The following is a 14,623-nucleotide window of genomic DNA, read 5'->3' as shown; positions in this document are numbered from 1 at the left end:
AGGACCTGTCCTCGACCGAAACCCTCGACGCCAAGACGCTGCAAGCCGTACGCGGTGGCCTGGCTGTGTTTGCCCCGCGCACCACGGTCTACAGCCCCTTCAGCTTGTCTTTCGACAAGATCACCACGATCAACCAGTCGAACCAGCAAATGCAGCAAGTCGAAAACTACTTCGGCAATGGCTCGGCGTTCCAGGATCACATGACGAACAACGTCACGACGAACCAGAGCGCACAGAACAACGTGTACCGCTAAGCCCTGCTTCTTCGCCTTCTCCCACCACTGACTACCGATATCCCCCTAGGAGACTGCCATGAGCACCCTGACCATCCTCGACCTGTCCAGCAACGTAGCCATCGACGCTGCCCAAATGAAAGCCGTACGCGGCGGCCTGGCCATCGTGGCCCCGTGGACCAGCGTCTACGCCCCGGTCAAGCTGTCGTTCGACTCGCACGTGAAGATCGACCAGTCGAACCAGCAGATGCAACAGGTCGGCAACTACTTCGCGAACAACTCGGCGTTCCAGGATCACATGACGAACAACGTCACGACCAACCAGCGCGCCCAGAACAACGCCTGAGCTTCAGGCTGCCGGGCGGGCGAGTCCCAAACCGATCTGCCCGCCCCGGCCACGCATTCGCATCAAGGAGTCCACCATGTCATCTCTCATCGTCCGCGACCTTGCCGACAGCAAGGACCTCGACCGCAAATCGCTGTGCGCCATCCGTGGCGGCACCGACTGGTTCGGCAAGATTGCCGCTGCCGGCCCGCTGGTCAACATCAATATCAACCAGAGCGTGCAGCAGCTTCAGCAAGTGAATGTTGCCGCGTTCAACAACAACAAGATCGTTGGCGTCGATTTGGGCAAGGTCGCGCTCAACGTCAACCCGACCCAATGGGGCGGCAACCTGGCGGCGGTTTGAACTGCGCAGCCACGCGCGGTTGTGCCGCGCGGGCTACCCGGCATTCATCCCCACATTGCCCACGCGCCGCGTCAAGCCATCAGGGCGACGATGACCGTTCCCCATAGCGCCAGTAGGACATTTCCCACGGCGTAGGCCACTCCGTAGCCGAGTGTCGGCACCGCGCTCTTCGCTGCCTCCTGCACGGCCGCCAACGCTGGCGTGGCAGTCGAAGCCCCGGCGCACACTCCGAGCATCACACCCGGATGCATCTTGAAAAGCTTGTGTCCGACGAATACGCCCACCAGCATTGGAATGCTCACCGTCAGTACGCCTGCCACCAGCAGTGACAGGCCGCTCGACTGCAGACCCTTGACGAAATCGGGCCCGGCGTTCAACCCGACAATGGCCACAAAACCGGTCAGCCCAATGGACTCAAAGACCCAGAGTGTCGGCCCGGGAATTCGCCCGAAGATGCGCGGCTGTACCGAACGCAGCCAGCCACACACCAACCCGCCTAACAGGACGCCCACGCTCAGGGACAGGCCGATCTCCACACCGCCAACGACAAGTGCCGGGACGCCCACGAGCGCGCCCACCACGATGCCCAGCGATACCAGAACCATGTCGGTTGCATTGGTCGCCCGGTCGGCCACGCCGAGCTTGTCGACCACGGCGTCCACGCGCAACACGCTACCCACGAGTGTCACCATATCGCCACGATTCAGCACGGTCTCAGGCAAGTTCAGGACTGGCATGCCTGCTCGAGTCACGCGCAGCACGAACACACCGCGGGCCCCGTGCTCCAGCGCCAGATCGCCAAGCCGGCGCCCGTCTACTGCTTTGGATGTGATGACAACGTCCAGCGACTCCGCCTCCATGTCCAGCAGTTCGCGGTCGTCGATTTCATGCACGCTCGAGCCCGGCCCCTCGATGCGTTCGACCAACAACCTACGCCTGCCAGTCACGCCGATCGCGTCGCCCGCGCGCAAGACTGTCTCGGGAGTGGGCGTTGTCACAACGCCGTCGCGTCGCATGCGTTCGATGAAAATGCGCTGGTCGCCCATGGCGGCTTCCAGCTCGGCGATCGAAGCGCCCGCCAGCGGCGATCCCTCCTCGATGACGTAAGCGCGAAACTCGAATTCGCGTCGGCTAGGTATGCCTTGCGTGGCGCTGCCTTGCATCGTCTCCTCGAGCTCGCGGCATACCGCAGGCAGGTCCACGCCAAGGAGCTTGGGGGCGAGCTGGCTAAGAATCCATGCCGCGCCGATCACGCCCACCAGATAGGTAACGGCAAAGGCAACAGGGATCTGGTTGGTCAAGACCTGTCGGTCGGCTTCGGCCAAGGCCAGCCGGGAGATGGCATCGCTTGCAGTCCCGATCGTGGCGGATTCGGTCAGCGATCCCGCCACCACACCTGCTGCGGTGCCGGCCTGGTAGCCGAAAAACCTGCTTACCAGGAATGCCACCGCAAGGCCAGTCGAGGCAACGATCGCGGCCAGCAGCGCCTGTTGCAGGCCGTCGCTGCGCAAGCCGCGGAAGAACTGCGGACCGGTGCGGAATCCGATGGAAAACAGGAAGAGCAAGAAAAAGCACTGCTTTACTTCACCAGATATCTTGAGTCCTAATTGTCCGATCAACACTCCCGCCAGCAGCGTGCCCGTGACAGCGCCCAGCGTGAAGGTGCCAATCCTGATCTTGCCCAACCCATAGCCGAGGCCCAGCACAAGAAAGAAGGTGACCTCAGGATGGTTGCGAAGTACCTGCAGGAACCAGTCGAACGCTGCGCTCATTGGAGAACTCCATCGCATGGCCCCGGGTGAGAGTCCTGCAGGACTTCCGGCCCGCAGGAATTCTGTAACCTCACGTGCAGCAGGTTGGTACTTATGGCGTCACGATGTTGAACCAGAACTCGAACGTGTCCAGGTAGCTCACCAGTTCGTCCAGCTTGGCCTGGTTTCCGGTGACCTTCGCGCTGCCGTTCTTGACAGCATCAGCCATCTTGGTCTGGCCCAGGATGATGCCGTTCAGCGTGTCACGCGACATCGTGATATTGGCATCTGCCTGCTGTGCCTGAACGCCGGCTGTATGGTTGAGCACGCCGTTCTCCAATTCCAGCAAGTACGTCCCTTCCGGCTTGCCGAGGTCGACATTGAGCGCAATATGGGCGTTAGCCGCCTTGGCACGATTCACGCGAACGCTGAGATAGTCGAAGAACATCTCGGGCGTCATCGCCCGCACGGTGTCCGGGCTGGCGGTGTTGGGCGTCGGCAGCTTCTTGACGCCATCGCGCAGTTCCTTGGCGCCGGTCAGGTAGAAATTACGCCACGGGCCGGATTCGGCCTGGTAGCCAAGCTGCTCCAGCGCATCGGCCTGCAGGGCCTTGGCGGCCTGGTTCGACGGATCGGCAAACACAACGTGATTCACCACCTGCGCCACCCAGCGGTACTCGCCCCGCGCGTAGGACTGCTTTGCCTTGGACAATACGGCGTTGGCACCGCCCATGAACTCGACGTAGCGCTTGGCCGATTCCACCGGCGTCAGTTCGTCCAGCGTGGCCGGATTGCCGTTGAACCAGCCAAGGTAGAGCACATAGGTCGCCTTCACGTCATGGCTGACCGAACCGTAGTAGCCCCGGTTGGCCCACATATTGGCCAGGCCAGGCGGCAGCTTGAACTTGTCGGCAACCTCCACCATGGTCTCACCCTGGTTGAGCAGGTGCAGCGTCTCGTCGTTGATGTAGCGGTAGAGGTCGCGCTGCTGGCGCAGCAAATTGACAACCTTGTCGCGCCCGAAGGTCGGCCAGTGGTGCTGCGCGAACATGACGTCCGCCTTCGCGCCCCACATGGTCAGCGCCTGGTTCAGGTACTTGGACCATGGCAATGGTTCTCGAATCTTGGCACCGCGCAGCGAGTAGGTGTTATGCAGCGTGTGCGTGCAGTCTTCCGCCGCCGAGATCGCGCGCTTCTCCTCGATGTACCACAGCATCTCCGACGGCGCCTCCGAGCCCGGCGCCATCAGGAACTCATAGGTCAGCCCATCGATGCTACGTTTCTCGCCAGTCTTCGTAATGGTTTCGGTGGGCGGGAGCAGCGTTACCGTACCGGCAGATGTCGTCGTGCCCAATCCCGCGCCCACCTGGCCTTTCGGGTCGGGCGGCAACAGGTTGCCGTACATATAGCTGGCGCGGCGGCTCATGGCGTTGCCCGCCATGACGTTCTCGGCAACGGCCGCTTCCAGGAAGCCTTCCGGCGCGTAGATCTTGACCTTGCCGGACGCGACGTCGGCCGCGTCCACCACCCCTCGAACACCGCCGTAGTGGTCGATATGGCTATGCGTATAGATCACCGCCTTGACCGCTTTGCGACCGCGATTGGCATAGTAGAGCTCGATGGCAACCTTCGCCGTCTCCGCCGAGATCAGCGGGTCGACCACGGTAATGCCCTCCTTGCCCTCGATAATCGTCATGTTCGACAGGTCCTGGTTACGAACCTGGTAGATGCCGTCCGTGACCTGGAACAACCCGCTGATGTTGATGAGCTGCGCTTGCCGCCAGAGGCTGGGGTTGACCGTACCCGGGGCAGCCGATCCTTCCTTGATAAAGGCGTATTGCTGTGGATTCCAGATGGCATTGCCGGATGCCCCCTTGATGACGCCGTCGGAAAGGGGTGCAACGAAGCCACGATGCGCATCATCGAAATCCGAGCGGTCCGAGAATGGCAACTCACTGAGCAGCTTCTGGTTGGCGGCCTTCGTCGCGCTGGTGGCATCCTTGCGGGCGTCCTGCGCCATACCTTGGTTGGCCTGCAGCAGGGCGATAACGGCCAACGTGATGCCCCTGGCCAGGACTTTGCGGCGATGAGTCATTGACTACCCCTGTTCCAATTTGTTCGATGGGCCCAACGGCGGCGCGCAACAAGTTGCACGGGAAAATACTCCGCCACTCCACATTGAATGAGAAGTGAATCTTTTTGCTCTGGTCTTAAGGGAAATAGGATGGCGCGTAATGCACAGCGCAGCAGAGGTGGTCAGTTGTCCAGTACTAGCGAAAGCAGCGCGAACGCACCAAGCGCCGCGAGGATAAGCGCTACCCAATAAGCAAGGTTCCACTGTGGCATCAGGCCTTCGCGTTGCAGTGCGCTTACGCGGCGACGGTGCTGGACCACGGCGGCAATCAGCGCGCCTGTACCGATCAGCACCATGGCCGTTCCCACGGCCCGCGGCGACCACGTGCTGCCAAGCCGGCCGACGATCGGGGCCCCGCCCTGTTGGCTCGCCAGATACTGGAAGAACTTCGCCAGCGTAAAACCAAAGCTGATCATCGACAGCGACGTGCGCAGCCACGCCATCAGCGTGCGCTCGACGGCCAGGAAGCTGCGTTCGAGCGCTAGCGTGGTACGCTGCCGCGCCAGCAGGGTGCTTTCATTCGGTCGCGGGTCCTTCGGTGTTTCCGGCTTCTGAATGGCAGACTCGCTGCCGGTGGGAATCGTCATAGTGGACATCTCCTGGACGTTCCGGCTTTCGCCTTGATCTCGGCGCCGCCCTCAATTTGCCTGAGGATCGCCGGCCGCCTGCACGCGCTGCCATTTCACGTACGGAATCACCACCAGCGTGCACACGATGAGGTACAGGGCCAGGGTCGGCACGAACTGCTCGTCAGGAAAGTTGGCTGACGCGATAGTGAGGGCAATCGCGGGATGACGGGCGGCAGACGACAGTGCCAGCACTGATGAATGCTCCCGTTCCGGGCGGCCAAGCAGATGCCCGACCACCAGGCCGAGCAGTACGAAGGCAATGATGGACACCACGACCCAGTGCCCGGCAGCGGCCCAGATCGCCCGCCAGGTACCGGCCAGCAGCGGACCCACGATCATGGTCAGCACGATCTTGAGAATCGCCTCGGGCTGCATCGACAGCGGCAGCCCAGGGTTCCGGCGATCGCCACGTGGAACGCGACAAGAACAAGTGCCTTGGCATCCATCGACTTTCCTGACAGTAAGGCGCCCGGGCGACGCCGTGCAGCACGTCGCCCCAGGGGCTCGCCGATCCGATGCAGACGCCGCGGCTAGCGGCTGCCGCCTCCGGCTGCGTCCATCATCTTGTCGACTACCTGGTCCACGCCGAAACTGGCGGCCTTCTGCCTGGGCGGGAATTCCTTGAACGACTGCAGGAATTCGGCGACTCCGGCCTGCGCCGGCACCAGGATGAAGACGTGTTCCAGCAGCCAGTCGTAGTAGGTATTGGACGTGACGTCGGCCCGCTCGTAAGGGTCGGTGCGCAGGTTGAAGATCTTGGGTACGCGCAGCGTGACCAGCGGTTCCGCCCATATTCGCAACGTTCCAGGCGCGCGCTGTTCCATGAAGACGACTTTCCAGTTGTCGTACCGCAGGCAGGCCAGGTCGCCATCGTCGGTAAAGTACAGGAAGCCCTTCCGGTCAGGCTTCGCCGCCTTGCCGGTGAAGTACGGTACCAGGCTGAAGCCGTCGAGATGTACCTTGAAGTCCTTGCCGTTTGCCTTGAACCCCTTCGTCAGCTTCGACTTCACATCGGAATCGCCCGCGGCCTCGACAATCGTGGGCAGCCAGTCGAGATGGCTGACGATATCGTTGCAGATCGTACCCGGCTTCACGACGCCCGGCCAGCGCACCATGCAGGGCACGCGGTATGCGCCTTCCCAGTTGGAGTTCTTCTCGCTGCGGAACGGCGTCATGCCAGCATCGGGCCATGAGTTCATGTGCGGACCGTTGTCGGTGCTGTACATGACCATCGTATTGTCGGCAATGCCGAGGTCATCCAGCAGCGCCAGCATTTCGCCGATGTGCTTGTCGTGCTCGACCATGCAATCGTGGTACTCCGACTGCCAGCGTCCGGACTGGCCGCGAATGCGGTCCTCGATATGCGTGCGGAAGTGCATGTGCGAGGTGTTGAACCAGACGAAAAAGGGCTTGTCGTCCTTGTGCGCCTTCTCGATGAATTCCTTCGCTGACTTCAGGAACTCGGTATCGATGGTCTTCATCCGGTCTTTCGTCAGTGGACCGGTATTGTCGATCTTCTGGCCGCCCTTTCCGTCAGACCAGCAATGCAATACGCCGCGCGGTCCAAAATTCTTCCTGAAATTGGGGAAGTCCTTGTCAGTCGGATAGTCGGGCAGCTCCGGTTCCTCTTCGGCGTTGAGGTGGTACAGGTTGCCGAAGAACTCATCGAACCCATGCATGGTGGGCAGATGTTCGTCGCGGTCGCCGAAATGGTTCTTGCCGAACTGGCCGGTGGTATAGCCCAGGTCCTTGAGCAATTCCGGAATATTTGGGTCCTCGGCGCGCATCCCGAGCTCCGCGCCCGGCAGGCCCACCTTGGTCAGGCCCGTGCGCAGGCCGCACTGGCCGGTGATGAACGACGCCCGGCCCGCGGTGCAACTCTGTTCGCCGTAGTAGTCGGTGAACAGCATGCCTTCCTCGGCAATGCGGTCGATATTGGGCGTGCGATATCCCATCAGCCCTTTCGTGAAGATGCTGAGGTTGGACTGACCAATGTCGTCGCCCCAGAGGATAAGGAAATTCGGCTTCTTCTTCTCTGCCATGTCATTCTCCTTTGCAATCCAAGCCACCGATGCCGGCAGCGAATTCTCCCGGGGCCCCGGTGCTCATGGTTGTGCCCGGGATCTACGTTTCATGCGTTCATCATTCCTGGCCGGTGGGGTCGTCGCGTATCACGCAACGGAAGCCCAGGTGGCAGGTGGAAGTGTCGATCGCCTGCGGCATCCTCGCGGCGGGGCGGTAACGCCTGCAGTAGTTCGGCGCGCACAGGTACGAGCCGCCCTTCATGACCTTGCGCGGGATCTGCACCTGCGGCGCGCGGGGATCGAGGCTGGCTTCCGGCGTGCCGCCACGCGGGTTGTCAAGCGTGCAGCAAGTCTTCACGATCTTGCCGTGGTCCTGGTACCAGTCGCTCGTCCATTCCCACACGTTGCCGGCCATGTCGTAGAGACCATATCCGTTAGGCGCAAATGAGCCGACTGGCGCCGTCCACTCGTAACCGTCCTCAAGCAGGTTCTGCCACGGGAAGTCGCCCTGCCAGGTATTGGCCATGTGCTTGCCACGCGGAGCAAACGAGTCGCCCCACGCGAATTCCGCGCCGTCGAGCCCACCGCGCGCGGCAATTTCCCATTCGGCTTCAGTCGGCAGGTCCTTGCCGGCCCATTGCGCATAGGCCATGGCGTCGGCATAGGCCACATGCACGACTGGATGATCCCAGAGACCTTTCAGTGAACTGGACGGCCCGCGCGGATGGCGCCAGTCGGCACCCGCTGTGTAGACCCACCAGTTGTAGTGATTGCGCAGGTCCACGCGGCCGGACGGCTTCTGGAACATCACCGACGACGGCGCCAGCATTTCCGGCAGTGCGCCAGGATAGTCTTCCGGTTTGGCGGGACGCTCGGCCAGCGTCACGTAACCGGTGGCCTCCACAAATCGCCGGAAATCGGCATTTGTCACCGTATGCCGGTCGATCCAGAAGGAGCGAACGCTGACTTTGTGCGCCGGCGCTTCCTCGGGATAGTGGCTGTCCGACCCCATCAGGAACGTGCCGCCCGGAATCCTGGCCATGCCGGTCCTATCCGCACGGACGGCAGGTCCGGCGGAATCGACGGCTCCGCCGTCGGGGCTGGGGGCAGCTTCTTTGCGCAAGGGTTGGGCCATACGTCATCCAGAGATGGAAGGGGCACGCTCGTATCGACTGACCGTCACTGCTTCACCATCCGACGCCCCGCACCTGCCCGGACCGCCGGCCTCAACTATGTTCGGTGGCAGTAGTCAGAAAGCAAAGTGAATTTTTTTGTGCAGATGTTGAGACATTGCAGATTTATCGGTGATGCTCGTTGACGCCACGCGCGCGCGCCAATCATGCAGCGCACACGGGCCTGACGCGACCCAACCCATCCCGACACCACGTTTCTCATGCGCCACATGGATAGCCGGCGTAAAGCGTTTCATCCCATACTGGCAAAGGATGCCGCTGAGTCTTTCATTCACTCGCAATTGAAGGGAGCCAAAAACATGAAGAATCTGATGCGCGTCTTTACGGCCATCCATGGGCTGATGGCGGTTCTTTTCACCTGCGCGGCACTGATGCTGATTGCGATTGCAGCTCGCATGGGGTGGGACGTCTTTTCGAGTCAGTGGGACCAGACCAGCGCGCAATGGATCATCGAGGCATTGGGACTGCTGGCCGGTGCCGTTGTGGCGCTGCAGATTGCCGAGACCATCGTGGAGGAAGAGGTCATTCGGGAGGCCGACGTGAGCGCACCGACGCGGGTTCGTCGCTTCGTGTCGCGATTCCTGGTGGTGGTGGTCGTCGCACTTGCCATCGAAGGACTCGTGGCGACGTTCAAGGCGCTGCATCAAGATCCCACACAGCTTCGATATGCCGCCGGGCTGATTGCATCGACCGCCTTGCTGCTTGCCTCCTGGGGGGTGTTCGTCTACCTGAACCGGTCTGCCGAGGAACTGGAGCCAGAGGCCATGGAAGAGGCGAAACGCGAAGACAAGAAAGTGAAATAGTGCGCCAGCAAGTGGAGGGGCTCGCTTAGTGTGGACGTCCATTCAGCGAAGCGCAGGTGTGTCTCGTCGACTATGCCGGCCACACGGGGATTGCCGCGCCCCTGTTCAAGGCCTCTTTTGACACCCAGTTTGCAAAGCGATTGAGGACTTCCAGGTCGGAGCGTCGTTCGGGCCAACGCAAGTAATAGGCTCTTGGCGCAACCCAAGGTTGATCCCAAAGGCAGACGAGCTTTCTCGATTCCACGGCGTTTGACGCAATAAATTCGGGCAGGAGGGCCACCCCGAGTCCAGCGATCGCACCGTTCAATGCCATCGACAACAGAGCATAGCGAGGCCCGCCATTCATGTGCGTTTCCGAGATGGATTCCTCCAACCCGGTAAGCGCGAGCCATCCGGGCCATGCATCCAACACGGTCACGCGGCGGATCAACGTATGGGCGCGCAGGAAATCGGCGATTTGGTCGAGGTTCAGCGCGTCGCTTCTTATACGCCTGGATTTTCTGAACTGCGCGAGCAAACCCGGCGCGACGTAGGGCCTCAATTCGGCGCGAAGAATCAATACCGCCGAGATACCCGGTAGAGGTCCACTGCAAAACTCAATGGCGGCATCGTCGTCGCTGGAGGCGAAGTCCACGGGGCCCACCCTTGTCGACAGGTTGAGTGTGATGTCGGGATTGGCCGCGACAAATGATTGCAGGCGCGGCATGAGCCAGTAGTTTGCGAAGCTCGACGATACCGAGAGGTTCAGGGAGCCACCCCGTCCGCCGGTTGTGATGATGTTCTCGGTGGCCCGCTCAAGCTGCCTCAGGATCCCTGAGGTGTCATTCCAGTACTTTCTGCCCGCCTGGGTCAGTTCAAGACCACTCTTTCGCCGGAGAAACAGCGGCACGCCCAATTGGCGCTCCATCTGCAGGATGTGGTGACTGACCGCACCCTGGGTCAAATGCAATTCCTCTGCGGCGCGGGTAAAGCTCAGCAGCCGCGCACTGGCATCGAGGCAGCGCAGCGCAGTCGTCGAAGGCAATCGACTCATCCATTAAATCCTTTGATGCATGACGCAAAAAGATTGGTTTGCGTCGGTGCCGCGCATCCCAATACCATCAATGCATTGTCGCATATACGGCAGGGCGGTCCGGCCATCCGCCCTTTTGCGGTGCATCATTTTTTCTGATGCACCAGAACTCGCAAACGAACATCGACCCAGGGCACCACGCCTGTGCAGTAGTGGTCGAGCACATCACGAAGGCAAGAGATGATTCGCATGGCGCAATGGAAAGTAGCGAAAGTGACCCGCCGGATGGCCGGGGCCGCGATCATGACCGTACTGGTCCTCGCCGCGGGTCAGCCAGCATTGGCTGCGTATCCGGATAGGCCGATCAAGTACGTTCTTAGTTCAGGCGCGGGGTCGGCGCCTGACGCGCTGATGCGACTGATTCTCGAAGATGTCAGCAAACGCATTGGCACGGCCATCGTCATTGAGAACCGATCCGGCGGTGGTGGATTGATCGCGATGCAGACCATTGCTTCGTCCGCCCCCGATGGCTACACGATTGGCCATGGCAACACGCAGACCCTTGGCATCAATCCGTCGTTGTCCAAAGCTGGTTTGGCGGCCGCGAATCATGTCGAACTGATTGTCCAGACCGGCTACACACCGAACCTGCTGTCGGTGTCGCCAACGCTGCCGGTGAAGTCCGTGGGCGAACTGATCGCCTATGCCAGGGCAAACCCCGGCAAGCTCGTCTTTGGATCGGCCGGTAATGGCACCTCCGGCCACGTCGGGGCCGAATTGTTCAAGTACATGACGCAGACCGACATGGTTCATGCCCCGTACAAGACCGCACCGGCAGCGGTCAACGATGTCATGGCGGGACACGTCGACCTCGTGTTTGACAATATCGCCGGTAGCCTGGCGGCAGTCAAAGGCGGCAAACTCAAGCCGCTGGCCGTGACCAGCCTGAAGCGATCTCCGCTAGTCCCGAATCTGCCTACGGTCTCAGAAGCCGGCGTTGCGGGCTTCGAAGTGATCGCATGGTCCGGCATCATCGGCCCCCAAGGCATGCCACCGGCTGTCGTGCAAAAACTCAACACGGCCGTCAACCAGTCACTCAAGGACCCACACGTCGTCAAGGGCATGCGCGACTTGGGCTATGAGGTGGTCGGTGGCACGCCTGCCGAATTCTCCGCGTGGGTCAAGCGCGAGCGGGCCAAGTGGGCCGACGTCATTCGTACTTCCGGTGCCGTCGTGGACTGAACACGCCACCGTTCTGCATTTCCCTATCCCTCTACCAAACCAAAGAGGCATCGCCGCCTCGGAGTACGCTCGTATGTCAGTTCTGGAGACACTTGCTGCCTGGACCACCAGCCGGGAGCAAAAATGGTCGGACGTCGTCCTGGATCGCGCAATGCACGCCTTTGGCGACACCATCGCCTGCATGGTCGCTGGCGGTGCTGATCCGGTCAGCATCAAGGTGGCACAGGGCATTGACGCCTGGGGTGTTGGCGCCGCGACAGTGGTTGGCACACAGCGTAAGGCGCCTGCGCCCTGGGCCGCGATGGTCAATGGCACCGCCGCGCACGTGCTGGAGATCGACGACAACTTCTACCCGGCACTGACGCACGCGTCGGCTGTGCTAGTGCCTGCCCTGATCGCTCTTGGTGAGGAAATTGACGCCAGTGGCATGGATCTTCTCGATGCCTACGTCGTGGGTCTGGAACTGCATGCCACGCTCGGTCGCGGTGTCAACCGGTCTCACTACTTTGCGGGATGGCATCCCACAGCAACCGTTGGATGCATTGGCACGGCCGGCGCCTGCGCACGTCTGCTGAAGCTCGATGTCGCGCAAACGGTCGCAGCCATGAGCATTGCCGTCAGCATGGCCTCCGGCAACAAGGCGCAGTTTGGCACCGAAGCCAAGTCCTTCCAGTGTGGTATGTCGGCATCTAACGCGATTGTGGCGGCCCGGCTCGCCGCGTCGGGACTGCAGGGGAATCCGGAGGTACTGGAAGATCCGCAAGGGTTCCTCTCGCTTTACGGTGGCCCCGCGCCGCGTGGCTGGGAAGAACCGCTAAAAAAGCTTGGCAACCCGTTGGCCCTTGAAGAATTCGGCCTGGCGCCCAAGCGCCACGCGTGCTGCGGTTCGGCCCACAACGCGATCGACTGCGTGCTGGACCTGAAGCGCGAACATGGCTTTGCGCCGAATGAAGTCGAGTCCATCGATATCCTGGTCGGCGCCAGCAACAAGAAGAACCTGCGTTACGACAATCCGCAGGATGAATTCCAGGCGCGTTTCTCCATGCATTACAACATCGCGCTGGCGTTGCTCCAAGGGACGGTGACGCTGGCTGACTTTACGCCCGACGCAGTGCAACGCAAAGCCGTGCGCGATCTGTTTCGACTGACGCACCTCAAGGCCCGCGCCTTCGAGGACGAGCCGAAAGATCCGGACGACCGACCTCCCCATATCGTGAAAATCACGCTCAAGGACGGCCGCACGTTCGAGACGCAACGCGTCTATGCACGTGGATTGATCCAGGATCCCTACACCGACGATGAACGGCTCGCCAAGATCGTGGCCTGCTGTCAGCCCTGGATGCCTGCCGGTGCGCTGGCCTCACTCGTAGACCAGCTCGCCGCATTCCGCGCGCTGCCGAGCGTGCGTTCCCTGACCGCCACGCTTGGAGCCAACCATGCGTGAGAGCTCGACGAAGCGCAAAGCGCTGGAAAGCGTCCAACGCATTTTTCAGGATGGCCGCTTTGCCGATGCCCTCGCAAAACGTGTGGCTTACCGGTCCGTGAGCGGCCCGGACGCGAAGGATGAGGAACTATTGCCGTACTACCGCGAGATCCTGGAACCCGATTTGACCGAGATGGGCTTCCATTGCACGTATCTGGACAACCCGGTGGCTGGCGGCTCTGCCTTCCTCCTTGCCGAGCGCATCGAATCGCCAGACTTCCTGACGGTACTCACGTATGGCCATGGCGATGTCGTGCCAGGCTATGACGATCAATGGGAAGCCGGCCTGTCGCCGTGGTCGCTGACGTTGCGCGACGGCGCCTGGTATGGCCGTGGTGTGGCGGACAACAAAGGCCAGCACCTCACCAACCTGACGGCGCTACGCGAAGTGATCGCCGCGCGCGAGGGACGCCTGGGCTTCAACCTCAAGGCATTGTTCGAGTTGGGCGAGGAACGCAGCTCGCCAGGGCTGCGTCAGGTCTGCAAGGCGCATGCGCCGGCGCTTGCTGCGGATCTGTTCATTGCCTCGGATGGCCCCCGCGTCAGCAAGGACCAGCCCACCCTGTTCCTGGGTTCACGGGGGTCAGCGGTATTCGAACTGTCGTGCACGCCGCGAGCCGGCGGGCTGCATTCTGGCAATTGGGGCGGGATCATGAAGAACCCTGGCGTGGTCCTTGCAAGCGCCATTGCGTCGATGGTCGACGGCAGAGGCCGCATTCTCGTGCAAGACCTGCTGCCCCCGCCGATTCCAGCGCCGGTGCTGGACGCACTCGCCCGGCTGAAAGTCGACAGCGAGAGCCTGGGCCGGCAGATTGATGAGGATTGGGGCGAACCGGGGTTTAGTGCTGCGCAACGCCTGCTTGGGTGGAATTCACTGGAAGTGCTGACGCTTCACGCCGGCAACTATGCGAAACCCGTCAATGCCATCCCTCCGGCCGCGCATGCCCATATGCAACTGCGCTTCGTCGTGGGTACGAACTGGACCGCGATCGAGGATATTGTCCGGCAACATCTGGACGAGGCGGGTTACCCCGACGTCCAGGTGCGGCTGGTACGCGGGTCGCCCGCCACGCGGCTAGATCCCGCGAGCCCGTGGGTGAGTTGGGCGAAGGATGCTGTCAAGGACGTCATGGGTGAAGAGCCGGCGGTCGTACCCAATCTGGGCGGCACGGTACCGAACGACGTGTTCTCGGACATCCTGGGCCTCCCCACCGTATGGATTCCGCACTCCTATCCCGGCTGCAAGCAACACGCTGCCAATGAACACCTGCCACTGACGATCGTGGAGCAAGGGTTGGCGATGATGGTGTCGGTGTTTTGGGAGCTCGGTGAAGCGGGCGCGCTGGAAGCACGTACCAGGCATCGGGCGCGTGCGGCAGGCCAAGGGGCTGCGGTTCAGTGAAGTAGTTTCTTGAAGATCGTGTTCTAGG

The 14,623-nt window shown here is 61.6% G+C and carries 14 protein-coding genes; 7 read left to right on the top strand and 7 right to left on the bottom strand.

The window, feature by feature from the left end:
• The 3 genes from ACO550_RS23955 to ACO550_RS23945 form a co-directional block, all read left to right on the top strand.
• The coding region (locus tag ACO550_RS23955; RefSeq protein WP_485994974.1) for a hypothetical protein at positions 1 to 254 on the top strand (254 nt) is incomplete at its 5' end.
• Positions 255 to 312: 58 nt separating this feature from the next.
• Positions 313 to 579, top strand: coding sequence for a hypothetical protein (locus ACO550_RS23950; protein ID WP_485994973.1), 267 nt, complete (start codon positions 313 to 315; stop codon positions 577 to 579).
• Positions 580 to 655: 76 nt separating this feature from the next.
• On the top strand, positions 656 to 922 hold the full coding sequence (locus ACO550_RS23945) for a hypothetical protein (RefSeq protein ID WP_485994972.1): 267 nt from the start codon (positions 656 to 658) through the stop codon (positions 920 to 922).
• Positions 923 to 993: 71 nt separating this feature from the next.
• Here ACO550_RS23945 and aspT read toward each other — a convergent pair whose 3' ends face one another.
• From aspT to ACO550_RS23915, 6 genes are all read right to left on the bottom strand, one after another.
• Positions 994 to 2,694, bottom strand: coding sequence for an aspartate-alanine antiporter (gene aspT, locus ACO550_RS23940; RefSeq protein WP_315597854.1), 1,701 nt, complete (start codon positions 2,692 to 2,694; stop codon positions 994 to 996).
• A gap of 91 nt (positions 2,695 to 2,785) precedes the next feature.
• A complete protein-coding gene (locus ACO550_RS23935; protein WP_485994971.1) occupies positions 2,786 to 4,768 on the bottom strand; it encodes an alkyl/aryl-sulfatase in 1,983 nt (660 codons plus the stop codon).
• A gap of 161 nt (positions 4,769 to 4,929) precedes the next feature.
• Positions 4,930 to 5,394, bottom strand: coding sequence for a DUF202 domain-containing protein (locus tag ACO550_RS23930; RefSeq protein WP_315597853.1), 465 nt, complete (start codon positions 5,392 to 5,394; stop codon positions 4,930 to 4,932).
• 51 nt (positions 5,395 to 5,445) lie between these two features.
• Entirely contained in the window at positions 5,446 to 5,811 is a 366-nt protein-coding gene (locus ACO550_RS23925; protein WP_315597852.1) for a hypothetical protein, read from the bottom strand.
• 155 nt (positions 5,812 to 5,966) lie between these two features.
• Positions 5,967 to 7,478 (bottom strand): sulfatase-like hydrolase/transferase, encoded by a 1,512-nt coding sequence (locus ACO550_RS23920; RefSeq protein WP_315597851.1) that lies wholly within the window; start codon positions 7,476 to 7,478, stop codon positions 5,967 to 5,969.
• 100 nt (positions 7,479 to 7,578) lie between these two features.
• Positions 7,579 to 8,502, bottom strand: a complete 924-nt coding sequence (locus ACO550_RS23915) for a formylglycine-generating enzyme family protein (RefSeq protein WP_315597850.1) — start codon at positions 8,500 to 8,502, stop codon at positions 7,579 to 7,581.
• Between the two features lie 450 nt (positions 8,503 to 8,952).
• Here ACO550_RS23915 and ACO550_RS23910 point away from each other — a divergent pair, with 450 nt between their 5' ends.
• Complete coding sequence (locus ACO550_RS23910; RefSeq protein WP_315597856.1) at positions 8,953 to 9,456, top strand: hypothetical protein; 504 nt, start codon at positions 8,953 to 8,955, stop codon at positions 9,454 to 9,456.
• A gap of 70 nt (positions 9,457 to 9,526) precedes the next feature.
• Here the strand turns inward: ACO550_RS23910 and ACO550_RS23905 are convergent, their stop codons facing one another.
• Positions 9,527 to 10,489 carry a LysR substrate-binding domain-containing protein gene (locus ACO550_RS23905; protein WP_315597849.1) on the bottom strand — a complete coding sequence of 321 codons (963 nt, stop codon included), beginning with the start codon at positions 10,487 to 10,489 and terminating at the stop codon, positions 9,527 to 9,529.
• A 228-nt stretch (positions 10,490 to 10,717) separates the two neighbouring features.
• On the opposite strand from ACO550_RS23905, the gene ACO550_RS23900 reads away from it, so the two are divergent.
• From ACO550_RS23900 to ACO550_RS23890, 3 genes are all read left to right on the top strand, one after another.
• Positions 10,718 to 11,710 (top strand): tripartite tricarboxylate transporter substrate-binding protein, encoded by a 993-nt coding sequence (locus ACO550_RS23900; RefSeq protein WP_315597848.1) that lies wholly within the window; start codon positions 10,718 to 10,720, stop codon positions 11,708 to 11,710.
• Positions 11,711 to 11,783: 73 nt separating this feature from the next.
• A complete protein-coding gene (locus tag ACO550_RS23895; protein WP_315597847.1) occupies positions 11,784 to 13,154 on the top strand; it encodes an MmgE/PrpD family protein in 1,371 nt (456 codons plus the stop codon).
• Positions 13,147 to 14,595 carry a M20 family metallopeptidase gene (locus tag ACO550_RS23890; protein WP_315597846.1) on the top strand — a complete coding sequence of 483 codons (1,449 nt, stop codon included), beginning with the start codon at positions 13,147 to 13,149 and terminating at the stop codon, positions 14,593 to 14,595. The genes ACO550_RS23895 and ACO550_RS23890 overlap by 8 nt, the downstream gene beginning before the upstream one ends.
• Positions 14,596 to 14,623: the final 28 nt, after the last annotated feature.

The sequence above is a fragment of the Cupriavidus sp. genome, assembly GCF_057315035.1.
Note: the sequence above shows the minus strand (reverse complement) of the source record. Positions and strands in the feature narration are given on the sequence as shown.

Excerpts from the sequence above, each read along its gene's own strand:
- ACO550_RS23905 (WP_315597849.1), bottom strand. The coding sequence starts at position 10,489 with ATGAGTCGATTGCCTTCGACGACTGCGCTGCGCTGCCTCGATGCCAGT.
- ACO550_RS23945 (WP_485994972.1), top strand. The coding sequence starts at position 656 with ATGTCATCTCTCATCGTCCGCGACCTTGCCGACAGCAAGGACCTCGAC.
- ACO550_RS23895 (WP_315597847.1), top strand. The coding sequence starts at position 11,784 with ATGTCAGTTCTGGAGACACTTGCTGCCTGGACCACCAGCCGGGAGCAA.
- ACO550_RS23935 (WP_485994971.1), bottom strand. The coding sequence starts at position 4,768 with ATGACTCATCGCCGCAAAGTCCTGGCCAGGGGCATCACGTTGGCCGTT.
- ACO550_RS23915 (WP_315597850.1), bottom strand. The coding sequence starts at position 8,502 with ATGGCCAGGATTCCGGGCGGCACGTTCCTGATGGGGTCGGACAGCCAC.
- ACO550_RS23910 (WP_315597856.1), top strand. The coding sequence starts at position 8,953 with ATGAAGAATCTGATGCGCGTCTTTACGGCCATCCATGGGCTGATGGCG.
- ACO550_RS23950 (WP_485994973.1), top strand. The coding sequence starts at position 313 with ATGAGCACCCTGACCATCCTCGACCTGTCCAGCAACGTAGCCATCGAC.
- aspT (WP_315597854.1), bottom strand. The coding sequence starts at position 2,694 with ATGAGCGCAGCGTTCGACTGGTTCCTGCAGGTACTTCGCAACCATCCT.
- ACO550_RS23920 (WP_315597851.1), bottom strand. The coding sequence starts at position 7,478 with ATGGCAGAGAAGAAGAAGCCGAATTTCCTTATCCTCTGGGGCGACGAC.
- ACO550_RS23925 (WP_315597852.1), bottom strand. The coding sequence starts at position 5,811 with ATGCAGCCCGAGGCGATTCTCAAGATCGTGCTGACCATGATCGTGGGT.
- ACO550_RS23930 (WP_315597853.1), bottom strand. The coding sequence starts at position 5,394 with ATGACGATTCCCACCGGCAGCGAGTCTGCCATTCAGAAGCCGGAAACA.
- ACO550_RS23900 (WP_315597848.1), top strand. The coding sequence starts at position 10,718 with ATGGCGCAATGGAAAGTAGCGAAAGTGACCCGCCGGATGGCCGGGGCC.
- ACO550_RS23890 (WP_315597846.1), top strand. The coding sequence starts at position 13,147 with ATGCGTGAGAGCTCGACGAAGCGCAAAGCGCTGGAAAGCGTCCAACGC.